The sequence below is a fragment of the Mucilaginibacter sp. P4_C11 genome (assembly GCF_056402115.1).
Window position 1 is genome coordinate 141,202 of sequence record NZ_JBFUIA010000019.1, and the last position, 17,953, is coordinate 159,154.

The window sequence follows — 17,953 nt, forward strand, 5'->3', positions numbered from 1 at the left end:
GGTGCCCGTAGTTTAGCTTGCGGGTTTTATGGTTTAAATCGTTAAATTTGTTTGACAAACAATCACCGTAGCAATTGTATCATGAAAGAAGTAACCATAAAGTATAAAAATAGCAAAACGCTGGATGCTTTAAAAGACCTGGGAAAGTACCTGGGATTTTCTGTTTCCGAGCAACGTCCTGCCGTCAAAAGAAAGCAGGAATTTTATATAAATGGGGTTACTGTGATACCGGGCGACGAAGCCATAGATGTTTCGGAACTGCACGAGGTTTTTACCGGCAAAGGAATGGATGCAACTGAATTAAGGAAATCCGGATGGCAGCGGAAAAGATAATTTGCGATACTGACGTTATCATTGACTATTTTGATACCCGTAAATCCCGTCACGAAGAAACCCGGATTATACTTGAACAAAAAATAGGCTTTCAGCATATATTGATTTCCTCCATCACAAAAATGGAACTTATTTCGGGTGCCAATAACAAAGCCGATCTGCATAAAATAAGTAAAGATATCAACAGGTTCGGTGTCCTTTTAATTAACCCCGAGATAAATTTACGAGCCATAAATCTTGTGCAATCCTACAGGTTAAGTCATGGTCTTGCAATTGCTGATGCCATGATTGCCGCTACCGCTATTCAAACGGAGCTAAAGTTGTTTACCTATAATATCAAGGATTTTAAATTTATATCTAAACTATCTTTGTATAAACCATAACAGGGCAGTTTAAAAAGCAATTGGTGCTTTGTTGTAATCTAATTTCCTTGTTCGTTACCGTTACTGGCCATAATCTATGAACCATCAACTATGAACAATAATAATCTCTTTGTAATTACTTAAAAACTTCGGGCTGTCATCCATTGGCTGTGACCTGTGAAGCTGATGAAATCATTATATTTGTGTTGAGGTAAAAATTGGATAAAGTAAAAGTTTTAGAAAGGTATCTTCCACCTGATGCTGCCCCGCTCATCGGCCGCTGGATTGACTACTTTAAATGCGAGTTTAAAATTTCGCGCAACCGCGGCACTAAGTTTGGCGATTATCGGTCGCCATATGCCGGTAAAGGTCACCGTATATCGGTTAACTATGACCTTAACCCCTATGCATTTTTGGTAACCACTGTACATGAGTTTGCGCACCTGCATACCTGGAACGAGCATAAACAAAAAGCCAAGCCGCACGGTACCGAGTGGAAAGGCAATTTTAAAAAAATGATGCAGCCTTTTTTTGAAAAGGATATTTTCCCGCCCGATGTAAAGCACGCCATTACCAGCTACCTGGATAATCCGGCCGCCTCCAGTTGTTCGGACCTGAATTTGTACCGGTCGCTCCGTAAATATGATGCGCCCAAAGAGGCGATGTTAACGGTTGAGAAAGTTCCCTTTAAAGCCCTGTTTAAAATAAAAGGCGACCGCATTTTCAGGAAGGAAGAGCAGCTGCGGAAGCGTTTTAAATGCGTGGAGGTAAAAACCAAACGCGTTTATTTGTTTAGCCCTGTAGCCGAAGTGGAATTGGTGGAGGAGTGACAGCGTGAAAAAGGGCTGTCATGCTAAGTGATAAAATTTCGCGAAATTCTGAAGGGGGAATGACATCGTGAAAAGGGCTGTCATGGTGAGCTTGTCGAACCATAGCGGGCAAAGGCCTCTCCGCGCGACCCTTCGACGGGCTCAGGGTGACAGGCCCGTTTTTTGAGGGAAATATATGACTAAAACAAATAAGTCATAGTTAGATACTATGCAGTCTACGCTTTTTACCGCGTTTTTAAACTCATCCCCGCCCAACAAATTAAATCCGTACTTTTACCCCATGGCAAAAGTTATATCATTTGAGAACAACCCTTACCAGGAGAATACTTACATTTTATATGATGAAACCGGCGAATGTGCAATTATTGATCCGGGAATGTATACCGCTACCGAGCAAAATGTGGTGGTGAATTTTATAAAGGATAATAATTTAAAACCCGTTTTATTACTAAATACCCATTGCCATATCGACCATGTACTGGGTAATAAATTTGTATTTGATAAATACGGGCTCAAACCCAAATTTCACCAGGGCGAGTTGCCGGTACTAACCGCAGTAGTATCGTACGCTCCTCAAATGGGCATCAGGTATGAGGTATCGCCCTTGCCGGATGAGTATCTGCCCCAAACAGGCAGCATAAAGTTTGGCAATACCGTGTTAGAACTCATCTTCGCACCCGGCCATTCGCCTGCATCATTGTGTTTTTATGATAAGGAGGCCAATATTTTAATTGGTGGCGATGTGCTGTTCAGGCGTAGTATTGGCCGTACCGATTTACCCGGCGGCAATTTTACCCAGCTAATGGATAGTATTGAAAAAAAGCTGTTTGCCCTGCCCGATGATTGCACCGTTTACCCGGGCCACGGCCCCGAAACAACTATCGGTTACGAAAAACAAAATAACCCGTTTTTGACTTAGCAATTGGTGCGGTTATACGTTGGACGCGCATGCTTAGAAAATTGGGGAGGTTATACGTTGCACGTTTTACGTTATACGTAGCCGGAAGAAATGAAATTAAACAAAAAACGTATAACTTACCACGTAAAACGTACACCCTAAATTGAACACCTCGGTATACATAGCTAAAAGATACTTGTTTTCGGGCAAGAAGATGCACGCCATCAATATCATCTCGGGCATATCCATGTTGGGGGTGTTGGTTGGCAGCGCCGCGCTTATTATTATTCTATCGGTGTTTAACGGGTTCGAGAAGGTGATCCTGTCGCTTTACAGCAATTTTACACCCGAAATTAAGATAGAGACCCGCCTGGGCAAGACGTTTGACCCCAATACACCTTATTTTACATCGCTGCATAACGATCCGCAGCTGTTTTCATTTACCCAGGTGCTGCAGGAAAAAGCTTTGATAAAATATGGCGACAAGCCGTTTTTGGGGACGATAAAAGGCGTAAGCGACGATTTTTTAAAAAATGAACAACTGGACAGCACCGTACAAAACGGCTCCTTTACGCTGAAAAGCGGCGGGCGCAACTTTGCGGTGGTTGGTGCAACTATCCAGGGAAACCTAGGCATTAATGTACATGATGCGCTGCTGCCTATCCAGATATTTTCGCCCAGCCGTACCGCGGTAAACTCCGCAAATCCGTTGGATGAGTTTAGGGTACGCTCCATAAACCCATCGGGCGTGTTCGGTATCCAGCAGGATTTTGACGATATTGTGGTAACACCTATTGAATTTGCCCGCGATCTGCTCGATCAGCCTAAGGAAGTAAGTTCATTGGAGCTTATTTATAAAAAAGGCACCAATCTTGAATCGGTTCAAAACAAAATTATAGATGCCATAGGTAAAAGCTACACGGTAAAAAACCGGAAGGAGCAAAATACGGAGTTGTATAAAACCCTGAACTACGAGCGCTGGAGTATTTTTATGATATTAACCTTTGTGCTTATTATTGCAATATTCAATATCATTGGCTCGTTAACCATGCTGGTTATTGATAAGCGCGCAGATATTGCTATTTTGAGCAGCCTGGGGGCCAATAAAATGCTGATACAGGGTATATTCTTTTTTGAAGGGATGATGATATCGATATTTGGCTGCATTATAGGTATTGCCCTGGGGCTGGGCGTTTGCCTGCTGCAGCAGCACTATGGTTTAATAAAAATGGGAGCAACCCTATCGGTGCTCGACGCCTATCCCGTGGATTTGGAAATAGGCGATTTCGGGCTGGTTTTTTTAACCGTAGGGGCTATTTCTGTAATTGCATCGGGAATAAGTGCACGATTAAGCATCAAAGGATTGGACGAAATCAAACAGGATTTGTAAATTTGTTATATGAGGATAAGCTATTTTCAGTATCTGGCCTTTTTATTTGTTTTTTTTATAGCGGTATCCTCATGTAACAGGAAACCGGATGAAGCAGATAAGCCTGTTGTTTATAAAGGTTTATATAGTTTTGGCCCCGAGATAAAATCATTTAAAGATTGCGATAGCGGGCAGGAGTTTTGGGTAACCGATAGCTCGGCACGGCTGGAGCTGCAATACTCTCAAATGAATTTCGAAAAACCTTATGAGCCGGTTTATGTTGAGGTAGAGGGGTTAAAATTAAAATCGGGTAAAGAGGGTATGGGATCGGAGTATGACAGCACCCTTGTGGTAAAAAAAGTAGTAAAAATAACAAAAGAGATCCCGCAGGATATGTGTAATTAGCTTTAAGTCCAAAGTCTTTAGTCCAAAGTCGAAAAGTTTATTTCTCTTTTCTGCTTTTAACTTAAGACTTCCGACTAAAGACTTCCGACTTCCTAAAGGGAACCAAATAAATAAACATCTGCCTCAATTGGCGTTAACTTATCAACATGGAATCAAAACGTCAGCAAAAATTTGCAGGGGTAATACAGGAAGACCTGGCCGCCATTTTTCAGCGCGAAGGCATGAATTATTTGCCTAATACCCTGGTAACCATAACCAAAGTACGTGTTACCCCCGATTTGGCCATAGCCCGTATTTTTTTAAGCTTTTTTGGCAACACTAATTTGCAGCTGGCCTTGCAAACCGTTAAGCTGCATGCCTCCGAAATTCGTTACAAACTGGGTGCCCGCATTAAAGACCAGGTAAGGATTATCCCCCAGCTGGAGTTTTTTGTGGACGATACCAGCGAATATGTAGAACGTATGGATAAAATCTTCGACAAGATAAGCAAAGAAGAACGCCAGCCCGATACCGAATAGCAATTTAAGGCTTAAGTTCTAAGTCGGGATGAGTCTTAAGTCAATAAAGATAAAACCATTCTTTAGGCTTAAGGCTTGGGGCTAATGACTTAAAATGATCAATACTTCATGCACCGGCACCAACAGCTGAAAACTTATTTACAAAACAACCCCGATGCCATTGGCAAAGTGGTTGACTATAATGCCGGTACCGACCGGCTTTTTCCGTTGGATTTTACCGCCGCCAATACCGGGTTGAGTACTGCCATCATTGGCGATACCCAACGGTTTACCAATTGGGTAAGCGATAAACTGAAAGCAAATAATTGCCGCTACGGCATTGGCGGCTACCTGGAACACCGCACTATTTACGCCGTAAGCGCCCACTTTGATACCGAAGGCGAGCCACGTCGCCTGCATTTGGGTGTTGATATTTGGGGCCCGGCGGGTACTCCTATTTATACGCCTTTTGCCGGCGAAGTACACAGCTACCAGGACAACAACAACCTGGGCGATTATGGGCCCTGCATTATACTGCAACATAACCTTGATGGTTTAATACTGTATAGCCTTTACGGCCACCTGAGCCGCAAAAGCCTGGAAGGATTGACTGTTGGTATGCCGGTTGAAAAAGACCGGCAAATAGCCACCCTTGGCGATAATACCGAAAACGGCCGGTGGCCGCCCCACCTGCATTTTCAACTGATGTTTGATATGGAAGGCAAGTTTGGCGATTACCCGGGTGTATGTAAATACTCGGAGATGGAAAAGTATAGGGCCAATGTGCCTGATCCGGGATTGGTGCTGGGGTTTTAACGTTGTTTTAAAATAATTTATCCAGAAGCGGGCTATCCCATTGCAAATTAAGAAATCCCAGACCTACCAGGTTCTAAAAACTTCGTAAGTCTTCGCCCACCTGTCGTTCCCCTTTGCAAAACCCCGCCAACCACCCCCAACATTCCACCAATGACTAATGACCAGTGACTAATGACTATATTCCAACCCCAACATTCCACCAATGACTAATGACCAGTGACTAATGAACTAATGAACGTCAGCGAAATCCTCCGCTTTGGTAAAATACTCCAGCCCTAAAATCAACAGAGTCGACGTGGCGAAGTTTACCTTTTGTATCGTGGGCAGCAGGTCCCAGTTGCTGGTGGCCCACAGGTATACGCCGTAGTAAAAAAGCAGCAAACAAACAATACAAAGCAGCTTAAACAGCCGCAGCCTTGTTTTCAGGATATACACCGTAATGATCACTATGCCCGTCCAAAACAAACTGGTTGATATAATCAGCATCAAATCGTGATAACGGGTTACCGTTAAAAACGTGAAAACTACGTTAGCCAGCCCCAGGTATTTGAGTATAATGCCCGCATTTTTTACAGGTATTTTGCCGGCCATACGCACAAAAAACAGCGCATAACAACAGGGGAACAGCAGCATCCCCGCGTATGCCCAAATCATGGCCGGGTTTGGGGCACCGTTTAGGGCCCTGGCACCAAACAGGTTACTTATAAAATTCCGGCTCCAGCTAAAGCCCACGGTAGTTTCATCAAACATGGTGCCGCCCGGGTAAAGCCCAATGGCTACCCCCATCAAAATCAGCCCAATTACTACACCAATTAAAACAGCATGTTTCTTCATCATTTGCCCAAAGTGTCGGTTTATAAATTGGGTATATGATGCATTTACCGCGCCATTGTTACCAATTTATTTGCCCTCGCCCATAAATATCCCTTTTACAAAAACCAACACCACCAGGCCGACCGCCGATGTGATGCCCATGAGCCCCCTACCAATCCACCAACCACCTCATGAACGTACTACTTATAAACTGTACTACCAACAAACTAATGAACCTTGAATTAATGAACCATCCCACCAATGACTAATGACCAGTGACCAATGAACTCCAACTACTCCACCACCCACCAATGAACCTTGAACTAATGAACTTCCCACCAACGACTAATGACCAGTGACTAATGACTATCCCACCAATGAACTTCCCACCAATGACTAATGACCAATGACGAATGACGAATGATGAATAATGGCGTTGCCTGCGGCCCGTGCTGTACGTTCATACGCGCACAAGGCATTAGGCGCGGGCCGGTATCCACTGCCATCACTAACGCGAGCTGCGGGGGTAATTGTTGATTTGTGCTACAAATGAGCGTTGCGATTAGCATGCGGACTACAAGGGAGACGATAAACTGTATGTAACTATATACCTGATAACGAGAAAAATTGATCCCCTACAGAGACTACTCACTATAATCAAAAATCACGTGATACAAAGATACTTTTCCACTTGCTTTATACTGAACGGCATTACGGCTGTCTCCCTGACTTATCCGCCAAACATCCACTTCATTCATTTTTAAAGCTACAACTAAACTAACAAGTGTAAATGGCTTTGGGCCAGAAGGGGCAACAATTACTCTGAAAGACTCTTTGAGATAACTACACAAAGAAAAAAGTTGTCGTTCAGTATATTCTAAATCATTTATTGGATACTGAAAAATATTCTGCTCAGGTGTTTGTTCAATTAAATCAAAATTTATCTTTTCTATTTCTGCTGCAAAACGTTTGTCAGAAGAATCTAAGTTGTAGAATAGAAAAGTTTCAGCATCAAAATATTCTGTAAGACCAAATGCCTTGTTTTTCTCGTAGCCAAGGCCTATAATTAATGCGGTGGGTTTATTCGGTACCGAAAAGTATGAAAATCCTTCTATTGGGCTTACGTATAGATTTCGTGAACTATGTTCAGCAGGAGGTTGATACGATGCAAAACTGTAACCAAATGTAATTTTAACATTTTTGTGTTCAGAATTATGATTTCGAAAAAACGATAAAACCTCGGCATACCAGACCCTTGTCATTGACGAATAATCTATAAATATACTGATTGATTCTTTATTAACGGATTTTAAAAAATTGCCCAATATATCATTTACCGCCTTTGGGTTATTTCCATCGGCTTGCGTAATTACCTTTTTTTTACTTTTGAAAAATGCGTCGTTCAATTTTCGCGTGTTGTGGTCATTGAAACTTTCAAATCCTAAAACTATTTCTTTATTAGCTTTGATACCTTTTGAAAATAGATAGGTTGACCTTGGTTCATACCCTGAAGTGAAGACAGCCAAATCAAAGTTATTTTTAAATACTTCTTGTCCGAGTTGCTTCGTATATATCTTCATTTTATAATTCAAATATTAATTGAGCATCAATTTGTTTGCTTTTTCCTTTATATAAGATACTGGAAAGATTTACGCTATTATATTCCCTTTTGGGAAAATCAAAAATAGGGTGAAGTAAATAACAGAGACGTAGCTTTTTCCCCATAAGTCCATTTTTACTTATACCCTCATCAGGATCTAAATAAATAAGTGCCCCTAAATGAACACCCAACTCAATTAGACTTACTATGCTTAACGAAACTTTCTCATCCACAACAAACGCTCCAACAGGGTCCATACTAAAATCCCCATATAGAAGCCTATCTCTAAAAAAAGCACCAATTTTGGCAATTATGTCACCCAAATTAATTAGATGATTTTTATAGATTTCTCTATTAGCATCAGGATGAGCTTTAATTAACTCTAAATATTTATTAGATGTCTGAGTTACAATTGAGGATTGTTTATTTATATCAATTACAAACTTGTCAGTTAGTTTTATCTGAGTTATCAATTGCTCTAATAGATTCATGAGAAATCTTGGATTACCGTCGCATATTTCATACAAAAACGGAACGCCATAAAACAACGCAGGATTTTTTCGAGATCTACGGCCCTCACTTTTATTAAATTGATATCTGAACACCACGATTGGAAGTATTTTCCTATAAATTTTATCCTTCTCATCTTTAGATTTTGGTGTAGGATTAATACTAGACAAACCTTTTTTAACCAGAAACTTAAAAAAACTTGGATCAACTATAGCTAGTTCTTTGAATACATTCCAGTAATATCCTCCTTTATCGTATTTCGTCGAAAATTTCACAGTCTCATCTACACGAAAGGAGAGTTTCAAATTTCTTTCATATGTCGATTCCCCAAAAATCTGCTCCGGATCATTCTTCAAGTCGAAGGATTGCTGTAATTTATTTATTGTCAACCTCTTGGAGAATTCGTTCCACCGAGAAGTACATGAATCGTTATAATTCCAGGTCCTAATAACTTTGTAATCTTCATTTTCCGCAGCGTTAATATTATTAGCATCAATCTTGTTTACTAAAGAAATTATAGGGCTGGTAACAAGTTTAAAATAAAACCGCTGATCTACAGACCTCAATTTATCAATTAATTCAAATTGTAACCATTCCGGACTTATTTCTAATTCATCAAAGCAAAGAGCCCATTTCCTTGGAGTCCCTTTACAAAAAGTCATTTCAAAGGATGTACAACCGTTCGACAACAAACTGTAGTAATCGTTAAAATAATATTCAGGAATTTCATCAATCAACTCAGGCTCTATCGTACTATATCTTAATTTATTAATCAATTTATTACACGTGGTAATTCGTTTATCAAGTATTTTTTGGATAGCCATTAAGTTTGGACTAATTGGCGTATCAATTTCGAAATCATCAATTAAAAGCTTGCATAAATCAGCTTCCATATTAAGACAATCTTGAATATCATATTTCGTTTTAAATTCAAATTCAATTACATATTTAAAAGCATTGACTAAGCACAATAAAATATTGGTAGTAACCAAGAATCTGGATATCACTTCTTTCTTTTGTTGAGGAATATTTGCCTGATTATAAAAGTGTTCCATTTGCTTTTTCCACTGAACATCAGAAGGAATGTAAACAGCTATATATGGGGGGGGAGGACTATTTTTATTGCTTTTGTTGAGATAAAAGTGACCAGGAGGAGTCAACATTTTCAGCAAGGTGGTCTTTCCGCTTCCTCTCGGCCCCATTAATAATGAGTGATTGTTTTTTAATAATTCAGTATACTGATCTGTCGTGATAAATGTCTTCGCTATTTGGTCGAAATCTAAATACCTCGCATTAAAGGAGTCAAAAAAACTATTTTGATTAGTCATTTTTTGAATAAATTAAACCAATATATTTTGGTTGGTTAGGTAATTCAGGCGTTAATTGTACCTTATTTGCTAACAACGCCTGGTTAAATAGATGCTGATCGTTGGGTGTTAGGAAATCAATTTCTTTAAATTCTTCTCTTAATAACCTGAACTCTGTAATCGACACACCCTTATCTATCAACCATTTAGCACACCTCCCCGCTAGTTCATCTAAACTCCCACGAAATCCGAACCCAGTATAACAAGGAAAAAAGGTATCCATCTTTTTTATCCATCCTTTTTTCGGTATTAATACCCAAGATTCTATCGTACCCTTGTTTTCAAGCTCATGTAGTTCCATAACATGGAAAGTGTTTTCAATTCTTAAATCACTAACGTTTTGAGTAGAAGATAAACTGCCAGCACAGAAAACAGGAACAGAATTTTTGTAAGATAATCTAGGTTCATGTTTGTGACCGTGGATTACTACTTGAAACCCATATTTTTCCAGTAAGTCAACTAAATCATCGCCATTACTAATTAAATCAACATCTGGATTATTAAGATTTCCGTGGTTGATAGGGTGATGATGACACATCGCTATTTTATGATTGAAATTCTTGTCTTTTATGACTATCAGTGCTTTCTCAACGTTTTCTAAGTGAGCATGATCAATAAAAGATTTCCGACCGCTTTCTGCATTATGATGGGAGTAGCAGCTGTTGAAAATAAAAATAGCACAATTTCCATGCTCGTAAATGCAAAAGCCAAACTGCCAATATAATAAATTAAGATCCAAGTTTGGAGCTGGAAAATTAGCATCCAACACTCTTAACGCGTCATTTGGATCTTGATCCGCCGCACATTTAACATTCACATCGTGATTACCTATCGTTGCTATGAGTAATTTAGCGTTTAAAGATCTTTGGATTGCTTCCAAGTAACCCCATCCCGAGGTTAAACCTTGTGGATCGGCTTTATCAGCTATATCTCCGGGACACAACAAAATTTCAGTTTCAATTTCTTTTTCCTTAATCAATTCCTTTAACGCCTTTATCGGATTGGTCATTGCCGTACCAGTGATGTCATCGGAATATAATAGCGTTGATTTAGTAGTTCCTTCAGATGAACTATGTTTGCAGTGCAAGTCGCTGACAATGGCAATTCTAATATTTGGGCTCAATTGATTCAATGTTTGTGATAATAATTTCTTGCTCCATTTTACGATGTTGCGCAAAGCCTGAGATATTCCTTACGGTTGAAACTAATCGATAATTCCAATGCTTACTGATTTCCATAGATTCTTCACAATATGCATAGCTTAAGACAAATTTGGCTTGCCTTCTGTCTATTTCACTAATGACCTCTTTTAATCGTTCAATATCATTTAAGCCAAAAGTATCTGGGCTATATTGATGAAATATTCTACGATTTTTTATTGCGTAAGGAGGGTCCAAATAAACGAAATCATTTGCTTTACAATTGTCAAGTACTACTTTTTGGAAATCCCCGGTAACTAGTTGTGCTTTCTTCAAGTATTTTGATATTTCAATCAATGAATCTCTATTAATTAAATTACCACTACTTTCAGAATACGGAACGTTAAATTTTCCAGCGAGATTAGTTCGATATAATCCATTAAAACAATACGTATTTAAATATAGAAACAAAGCCGAATTATAGATACTGTCTGAGCTTTGGTTATATTTATTACGAATTTCATAATAAGATTCCTTCCCTTTAGGAAACTTAGTTAACTGTTCATACACTTCATTTGGGTTGCTTCGAATATTAGAATAAGTAGTTATCAAATCAGTATTTATATCGCTCAACACTGCAGCTTTTAATGGCAATCTAAAAAACAACTGCCCAGAACCCACAAAAGGCTCTAAATACTTATTGTAACCAACATTAAAATACTTTTCCAATTCGGGCAAAAGTTTCTTTTTACTTCCAGCCCATCGTAGAAAAGGTTTAGGCAATGTCTTTATCATATAAAAATATTCAAACCAATTGCTTGTCAGCTCTTGGGTAAGTGATAAAAATAACTTCAATAATTAGGACTGTAAAGTACTAAATTTTAATTTTAAATTGATCACTACCAATTAAAGCACGTAACACCTATATTTATTAAAGCCAGTCATTGCATTATAGCTTTCTATATATACATCTTAAATAATAAGTCATCGCGGAAACTGCGCTGGCGGCAGCTAGCGATTGATACTTCTTATTATTGGGATCATTTTTATCACCCTCCCCATAATCTGAAATCCCCCTAATTACCACCCAATCAATTTTATATTCAGCGCAAGCGGGAGCAAAGCCGCTGCCCTCCATTTCGGCAGCAATAATTCCCTTGCCGTTTGGTAAACTTTGTTTTAATTTATTTAGTGTTTTTTCGTCAGCAATTAACTTGGCGCCTGACGCGATAGTACCAGTTTTGAGTTTTGCATTTTCAACGGAAAATTTTGGCAAAGCAGTCGAACTTACATCTAACCCTATATTTTCAATATTTGATTTAAAATCGGCTTTCCAAGCTTCTAAATTTAATGGTATTTTTCTATTCATCTGCCCAACTCGAGTTGTCACATTAAAATGTTTCGGCCTCATAACAATATTATCTATTTCCAATCTTTGAAACTCGTAGGCCACTATATCTTCCGCAATTACTGCATCATATTTATTTAAATCTTCTTTATTTCCAGCGGCTATACCACAGAGCACGGCCAAATCACAATCAAATTCATTAAACGTTGTGTGACAAGCCATTGAACAGTCTACATCTCCCGCGCTTCCAATCATCGTAATTAGACAAGCTAGCGAAGTGCCATTATCCAATAGAAATGAATACTCATAATACCAAAGGCCTCGTAGACAAAAATCTTCTCGTTTCCCCTTGGGAGCAAATTTTAAAATTTTATTTAGGGTGATAAATTCAACTGGAACCACCGTAAAAATGATTACATCATATTTCTTCCTTGGCGAGTTTTTCTGTTTATATATTACCTCGTTAAAATTTTCATAAAATGAAGAATTTTTGAAAGTCTTAAACATGGATAATACATCAAAAACTGACCATATTGTGTTTTGATTCGGCAAATAAGGATGGCGCCAGTGCCCATATTCATTCCCTTCCATTAAAGATAAAATACCTTGATATATGAGCTCTGTTTCTTCCGAATTCACCCTTATTAATGCTGCTAAAGCGTAAGGTAAAGGCATGTGATAGAATGTTATACGCTGAGATTTTGTTCTTTCTTTAACCTTATATGTAAGATCTATAATTTCGACATAACCCATCACTAAATCCCTATCAAAAATTTCGGTATGCAAAGCTTTTACTATGAAAATAACGCCTTTTTTTATTTGACTTGTGTTAGCTCCCATTCCAAGGTCAATCAGAGTATTTATGGCAATAGCGGTATGGACTAACGTTGAGCTGCTATGAAATATATCTCCCCAGCCGCCATCTGGGTTTTGCGCACGTTTTACGGTTTGTAGGCCTGTTCGAAATTGGTTTGACTCGCTTTTGAAGAGCTTCAACGTTTTTAATGCAATACAAGTGGAGTAAAGCCTAAATGTAGCGTCATTCAAACAGTTCCAACCACCCGCCTTTTCTGAAAATGAATTTATTAACCATTCTATTCCAGCATCTATTCTTTTATTGTACTTTTCTCGCCTAGTATTTAATGCTTGTAGGGCCCAGCAGGTGCTTTCAGTTACTGAATGATCGGAGAGATTAGTAATATAAGACCACCCGTTATCTGATGATCGCTGTTTCCGGGCTAAAAAAGTAAAGGCGTTTGCCGTTTCCGGGAAATCAATATTGTAATTACTTAACAACAAAATAGCTTGAGCGCTTGCGACTACGCCAACCTTTTGACTTTTAAAAAATTGATGCCAGCCACCAGCATTATTAATAGGGTGATAATCATTAGTAACTTCATCAACTGATTGATCAATTATTTGGCTTAGTTTTTCCTTATTACTTAACGACATCTTGCTCAAAAATTGGTTTTAATCTTTCTAATCCTGAATTAATTAAGGGCCAATTTTGGTACGTAAACCAATCCCAAGATGAACTGTTTTGCATATGATCTGCGGTAACCGACCTTAAATATTGCCGTTGAACTTCCCCACTAGGCTGGTACATTTTGATTTGACCGTCGTCCACCAATAAATAAGATTTATGACCAGCATGATAAGTTTTTCTAAAATCTGTTAAATCATCAAGGGCGGTACCGTTATATTTAGCGGACACTACGTTATTCATTTCAAAATGGACGGGAACGAAATGCATATGAGCATGGTAGCAATGCTTGCTACTGGAAGCCACCAAGCAAGACCCAGCCCTGCCATGTTCATAGGCAATGGACTGGCCATAAGTCTCTTTTAATAACTCCTTTATCCAGTTATAAAGTGTATCAAATTCAACTGCATTTTCCTCAGAGATTCCTGCACAGCACTCGATATGCTGTTTTGACACCAGCAATAAATAGCCTTCAACAATTGGCCCCAAGGAAAGCATGATGTAAAAATTTTCGGATTCAAATAATATGCGATTTTTGTCGGGAGGGTTACAAAATCTGCAATCGGGGTCGATCATAATAAGTGTTCTATTGGTTGTTAGTCGCAAATTTAAATTAATAATAATACCAAGTGAGATTAACGTAGTTAATTCGTTGATTAAATAGCTTTTGACATCGACGATAATTTAAATCAGCCTCTCCTTAGCACAAATGTTATGTCCCTCCGCTGGCGCACGCGTGTCGCGTGTGCCCCGTTGACAGGTAACAACCGCGACATCGTATCTCTTTTTCAGTTCGGTAGTTGGAAAACAACAACCGCTACACACGTGCGCCAGCAGACGAATACATTTTGTTTTATGATTATAAACCTACTGCCGGGGTTTTGGTATTTTCTTGAAACCTACAGTATCTAATCTAGACAAAAAATAATCCAGGTGGATATTCGGCAACCGGAACTGTTTATTGTCATTGTAAGCAAGCGTCAAATCAAAATCATGCGCGGACGACTGCGGCGCGTAGAGGCTGATACTAAAATGGTCGGAATCTTTGGGCTTAACCCCCCTTAGCGCAAGTGTTGTGCGGCCGCCTGCGCGAGGGTCACTTGTGAGTTCCGTCAAACAAATACCGATCAAAGCACAGGTGAGTCAACGCCCAAAATGTTAATCAATACCTGTGCTAAAACGTATTAGCATTTCCCCCCCCTTTAGCGCAAGTGTTGTGCGGCTGCCTGCGTGAGGGTCACTTGTGAGTTCCGTCAAACAAATACCGATCATAGCACAGGTGAGCCAACGCTGAAGCCCTTGCTCAACACCTGCGCTAAAACGTATTAGCATCTTCCGCCTTTACTCATTTTAATGTTCGCGCTAAACTGTTTTAGCATTTATACCAAAGGTGCCGTACTTGGGTTTGTTTCCCGGCGTTCGCGTTAGGGATGGCAGCGGATACAGGCCCGTGAGCGTAATGCCTGCAGGCGTATGAGCGCACAGCCCGGCCCGCAGGGAACGCCCTTTTTAGTATCAAGTAGTAAGTATTAAGTAGCAAGACTTTTTTTGGAGGGGATAGGAAGAGTTAAGAGGTTAGAATTAAGACTTTTTTGGTGATTTGCGGGGAGGGGGCATTTTAGTATCAAGTAGTAAGTATCAGGTAGCAAGACTTTTTTTGGAGAGGATAGGAAGAGTCAAGAGGTTAGAATCAAGAATTCGTTGTCCCCTCAGGGTCTCTTTGAAAAAGGACCCTGAGGGCGCATGCCAGGCGATGAGGTTATGTGGATACCACGGGCATCGTCCCTCAGGTTCCTCGCTGAGAGAACCCGAGGGAACAGAAAAGGTCCCTGAGGGCGCATGCCAGGCGATGAGGTTATGTGGATACCACGGGCATCGTCCCTCAGGTTCCTCGCTGAGAGAACCCGAGGGGACAAAATTCCGAAATCCGAAAATAAAAAAACCGAAACCGAACATCCGGGATCCGAATTCATTGGCTTAACACACCCCTCCGCCCCGCTCAAGAGGGGTTCGCACGGGGCCGCTGCTTTTGTGTCTCCTGAGGGGGTCCCCTTAACTCAAGTGTTGTGCGGCGGCCTGCCTAAGGGTCACTTGTGACTTCCTTTAAACAAATACCGACGATAGCACAGGTGACCCAATGCTGAAACCTTTACCCCACACCTGCGCTAAATCATGTTAACCATGATAAAATACAAAGCATTGACTATCAAATACTTACAAAAAATATTTTCGAAATGTGTTAAGTTATGTTAACCCAACTTATATGCGTTTTCCCCTGCGTTGCCGTTGATTGAGGTGGCGACCTATGCCGCCACCGCTGCCATTTGGCAATTGGAAAATAACACGCGTAACACGACTGCGCCGGCAGCAGGTTAAACCATAACCTCGGGATAATACCTGGCTATTAAATCCTGTGATGGTTTATCAAGCTCTTTAACCAGTTTGGGCGCGTCCTGCGGGCGGGTATCTTTTTGGTTTATTACGTTGATGAGGCTCCAGTTTTTTACGGGATGTGCAGGGCTTGGGTCGGTAGGTTCGGTGGCCTTTAAATCGTAGCGGGTAAAGTCGATTACTTTGGGTGCGGTGTTCAGGTGCCAGTCGCGCAGCGTAGCCAGCCTGAACTCCTTGTTCATGTACCATTTAATTTCCAGGTTGTTGTAGGAGTCGCCCAGGCCCGAGCCGCGTTCTTCAAACCGGTAGTTTAGCTGGTTGTTATTTTTATTTTGGTTTCGCCAGATGTTGCCATACTCGCCAAAGGTTACAAAATGGGTATCGGGCCAGCGTTTTTTGGTATCGGTTACCCACATTTCAAGTGCGTTGCAAATTAAATCTTTGCCCATCTCGTAAACCAGCTGTGCCTCCCATATATTGGTTACCCAGCCAAATTTGTTTAACTCGAAGCCCTTATCAAAATGAATAGACTGGGTGTGCATTACTTCGCGGTGCCCCAAATCTAATCCCCAGCCCACATACGTTTCCAGCGGGCCTACACCACGGCGGCTGTTATAGCCGTCAATCTTTTGGCCTATGGCCCCGCTGCGGCGGGCGCAAATAAAATCCATGGTCCAGCCGTCCAGGTTTACACAATCAATAAAATCTGTACTGCCCTGCGCCGGCTTGCAAAAATGTTCAGTTGATGGATAAAAGGGGTACGAGGGCGAACCGTCGGCACCCCCGCCATCAATATTAAACTGGCTCCAGATAACGGCGTGCGCCGCGTGGATATTTTCCTGCTCGGCCAGGTATTTTAAATTATCGGCAGATAAAAAACCGCCCATGATAGCCTGCGGCCGGTAGCCCTTGCCTACAAAATTGGTAATGATCTGGATGGCCTCGGTCATTTCTTTATTGATCCTTTCACGGGGCAGGTACATGGCCGGGAAGTAACCGGGGAAATAAGATACCTCGTCGCCATATTTTTGCTGGCACTCTACGGTATAAGCGCGAATTTCGGCATAGTTTTTACGTTTATCTTCCAGCGCGTTCAGGGTAAAACCCCAGGTTAGCCGCCCGTCGGGGTTGTTTTTGGCAAAAGCTTCACGCATAGCCTTAACGCCGGCCAGGGTATGCCAGTTGGCTTCATCGCGCGGGTGCAGCTTTACATCCCTGGATACCTCCCATGGCGTAGTACGTATCATGATGCAAAAGGTAACAAAGCGGTTGCCGTTTAAAGTTAAGGGTGCAGCCGCGCTGTTAACAGGCGCAGCAAAACCCTTTAAAAACTGCGGACCGGCAATTAAACCGGCCCCAGTAATGGCCGATGTTTTGACAAAAGCACGTCTATCCATGGTATGTGTTTGATGTTATGAAGCCAAATATACCGGAATTGGGGAATGGTTGAAGAAGAATCAAGAGGTTAGAATCAAGAGCTAAGACTTTTTTACCACAAACGTGTACCTTTTGTAAGCTAAATTCAGCAAAGCAAGGTTTACTTCCTAAATATAGGACCTGGATGCCCAATGCCAATTGGTGTTAAACGCAAAAACCCCTCATCAATATGATGAAGGGTTTCACGATTCAGCCTTTAAGGCGGATAAGATTTGGCACCGACCTACTCTCCCACGTTTTACCGCAGTACCATCGGCTCTGGCGGGCTTGACTTCTCTGTTCGGAATGGGAAGAGGTAGACACCGCCGATATAGGCACCTGAATTTCTTTTGAGCTGAAAGCTCAAGGCTGAAAG

At 40.8% G+C, this 17,953-nt stretch carries 16 protein-coding genes and 1 rRNA gene; 8 read left to right on the forward strand and 9 right to left on the reverse strand.

What is annotated here, in order from left to right:
* Positions 1-81 precede the first annotated feature (81 nt).
* From AC1DU2_RS18480 to AC1DU2_RS18515, 8 genes are all read left to right on the forward strand, one after another.
* Complete coding sequence (locus AC1DU2_RS18480; protein ID WP_477385883.1) at positions 82-333, forward strand: hypothetical protein; 252 nt, start codon at positions 82-84, stop codon at positions 331-333.
* Positions 315-716 carry a PIN domain-containing protein gene (locus AC1DU2_RS18485; RefSeq protein ID WP_477385885.1) on the forward strand — a complete coding sequence of 134 codons (402 nt, stop codon included), beginning with the start codon at positions 315-317 and terminating at the stop codon, positions 714-716. Before AC1DU2_RS18480 ends, AC1DU2_RS18485 begins: the two co-directional genes overlap by 19 nt.
* A gap of 197 nt (positions 717-913) precedes the next feature.
* The gene (locus tag AC1DU2_RS18490; protein ID WP_477362552.1) at positions 914-1,525 is read left to right on the forward strand and encodes a SprT-like domain-containing protein; all 612 of its coding nucleotides are present in this window, start codon (positions 914-916) and stop codon (positions 1,523-1,525) included.
* 280 nt (positions 1,526-1,805) lie between these two features.
* Positions 1,806-2,444: an MBL fold metallo-hydrolase gene (locus AC1DU2_RS18495; protein ID WP_477385887.1), complete on the forward strand. Its 639-nt coding sequence runs from the start codon at positions 1,806-1,808 to the stop codon at positions 2,442-2,444.
* 142 nt (positions 2,445-2,586) lie between these two features.
* Positions 2,587-3,813 carry an ABC transporter permease gene (locus tag AC1DU2_RS18500; RefSeq protein ID WP_477362548.1) on the forward strand — a complete coding sequence of 409 codons (1,227 nt, stop codon included), beginning with the start codon at positions 2,587-2,589 and terminating at the stop codon, positions 3,811-3,813.
* Between the two features lie 9 nt (positions 3,814-3,822).
* On the forward strand, positions 3,823-4,197 hold the full coding sequence (locus tag AC1DU2_RS18505) for a hypothetical protein (protein WP_477362546.1): 375 nt from the start codon (positions 3,823-3,825) through the stop codon (positions 4,195-4,197).
* Positions 4,198-4,343: 146 nt separating this feature from the next.
* Positions 4,344-4,715 carry a 30S ribosome-binding factor RbfA gene (rbfA, locus tag AC1DU2_RS18510; protein WP_477362545.1) on the forward strand — a complete coding sequence of 124 codons (372 nt, stop codon included), beginning with the start codon at positions 4,344-4,346 and terminating at the stop codon, positions 4,713-4,715.
* A gap of 108 nt (positions 4,716-4,823) precedes the next feature.
* A complete protein-coding gene (locus AC1DU2_RS18515; protein ID WP_477385889.1) occupies positions 4,824-5,510 on the forward strand; it encodes a peptidoglycan DD-metalloendopeptidase family protein in 687 nt (228 codons plus the stop codon).
* Positions 5,511-5,738: 228 nt separating this feature from the next.
* On the opposite strand, the gene AC1DU2_RS18520 is transcribed toward AC1DU2_RS18515, so the two are convergent.
* The 9 genes from AC1DU2_RS18520 to rrf all read right to left on the reverse strand — a co-directional run bounded on the left by AC1DU2_RS18520 (position 5,739) and on the right by rrf (position 17,920).
* The gene (locus tag AC1DU2_RS18520; protein WP_477385891.1) at positions 5,739-6,347 is read right to left on the reverse strand and encodes a hypothetical protein; all 609 of its coding nucleotides are present in this window, start codon (positions 6,345-6,347) and stop codon (positions 5,739-5,741) included.
* Between the two features lie 620 nt (positions 6,348-6,967).
* A complete protein-coding gene (locus AC1DU2_RS18525; RefSeq protein ID WP_477385893.1) occupies positions 6,968-7,903 on the reverse strand; it encodes a hypothetical protein in 936 nt (311 codons plus the stop codon).
* A gap of 1 nt (position 7,904) precedes the next feature.
* Complete coding sequence (locus AC1DU2_RS18530) at positions 7,905-9,761, reverse strand: ORC-CDC6 family AAA ATPase (RefSeq protein WP_477385895.1); 1,857 nt, start codon at positions 9,759-9,761, stop codon at positions 7,905-7,907.
* On the reverse strand, positions 9,754-10,923 hold the full coding sequence (locus AC1DU2_RS18535) for a metallophosphoesterase family protein (RefSeq protein ID WP_477385897.1): 1,170 nt from the start codon (positions 10,921-10,923) through the stop codon (positions 9,754-9,756). Before AC1DU2_RS18535 ends, AC1DU2_RS18530 begins: the two co-directional genes overlap by 8 nt.
* A complete protein-coding gene (locus AC1DU2_RS18540; RefSeq protein WP_477385899.1) occupies positions 10,907-11,794 on the reverse strand; it encodes a DNA adenine methylase in 888 nt (295 codons plus the stop codon). The genes AC1DU2_RS18535 and AC1DU2_RS18540 overlap by 17 nt, the downstream gene beginning before the upstream one ends.
* 94 nt (positions 11,795-11,888) lie before the next feature.
* Positions 11,889-13,739, reverse strand: coding sequence for a 5'-methylthioadenosine/S-adenosylhomocysteine nucleosidase family protein (locus AC1DU2_RS18545; RefSeq protein WP_477385901.1), 1,851 nt, complete (start codon positions 13,737-13,739; stop codon positions 11,889-11,891).
* Positions 13,726-14,346, reverse strand: coding sequence for an HIT family protein (locus AC1DU2_RS18550; RefSeq protein ID WP_477385903.1), 621 nt, complete (start codon positions 14,344-14,346; stop codon positions 13,726-13,728). The genes AC1DU2_RS18545 and AC1DU2_RS18550 overlap by 14 nt, the downstream gene beginning before the upstream one ends.
* Before the next feature lie 1,796 nt (positions 14,347-16,142).
* Positions 16,143-17,558, reverse strand: a complete 1,416-nt coding sequence (locus tag AC1DU2_RS18555) for a DUF3863 domain-containing protein (RefSeq protein ID WP_477385905.1) — start codon at positions 17,556-17,558, stop codon at positions 16,143-16,145.
* 250 nt (positions 17,559-17,808) lie between these two features.
* Positions 17,809-17,920: ribosomal RNA gene (gene rrf / locus AC1DU2_RS18560) — 5S ribosomal RNA — on the reverse strand.
* Positions 17,921-17,953 lie beyond the last annotated feature (33 nt).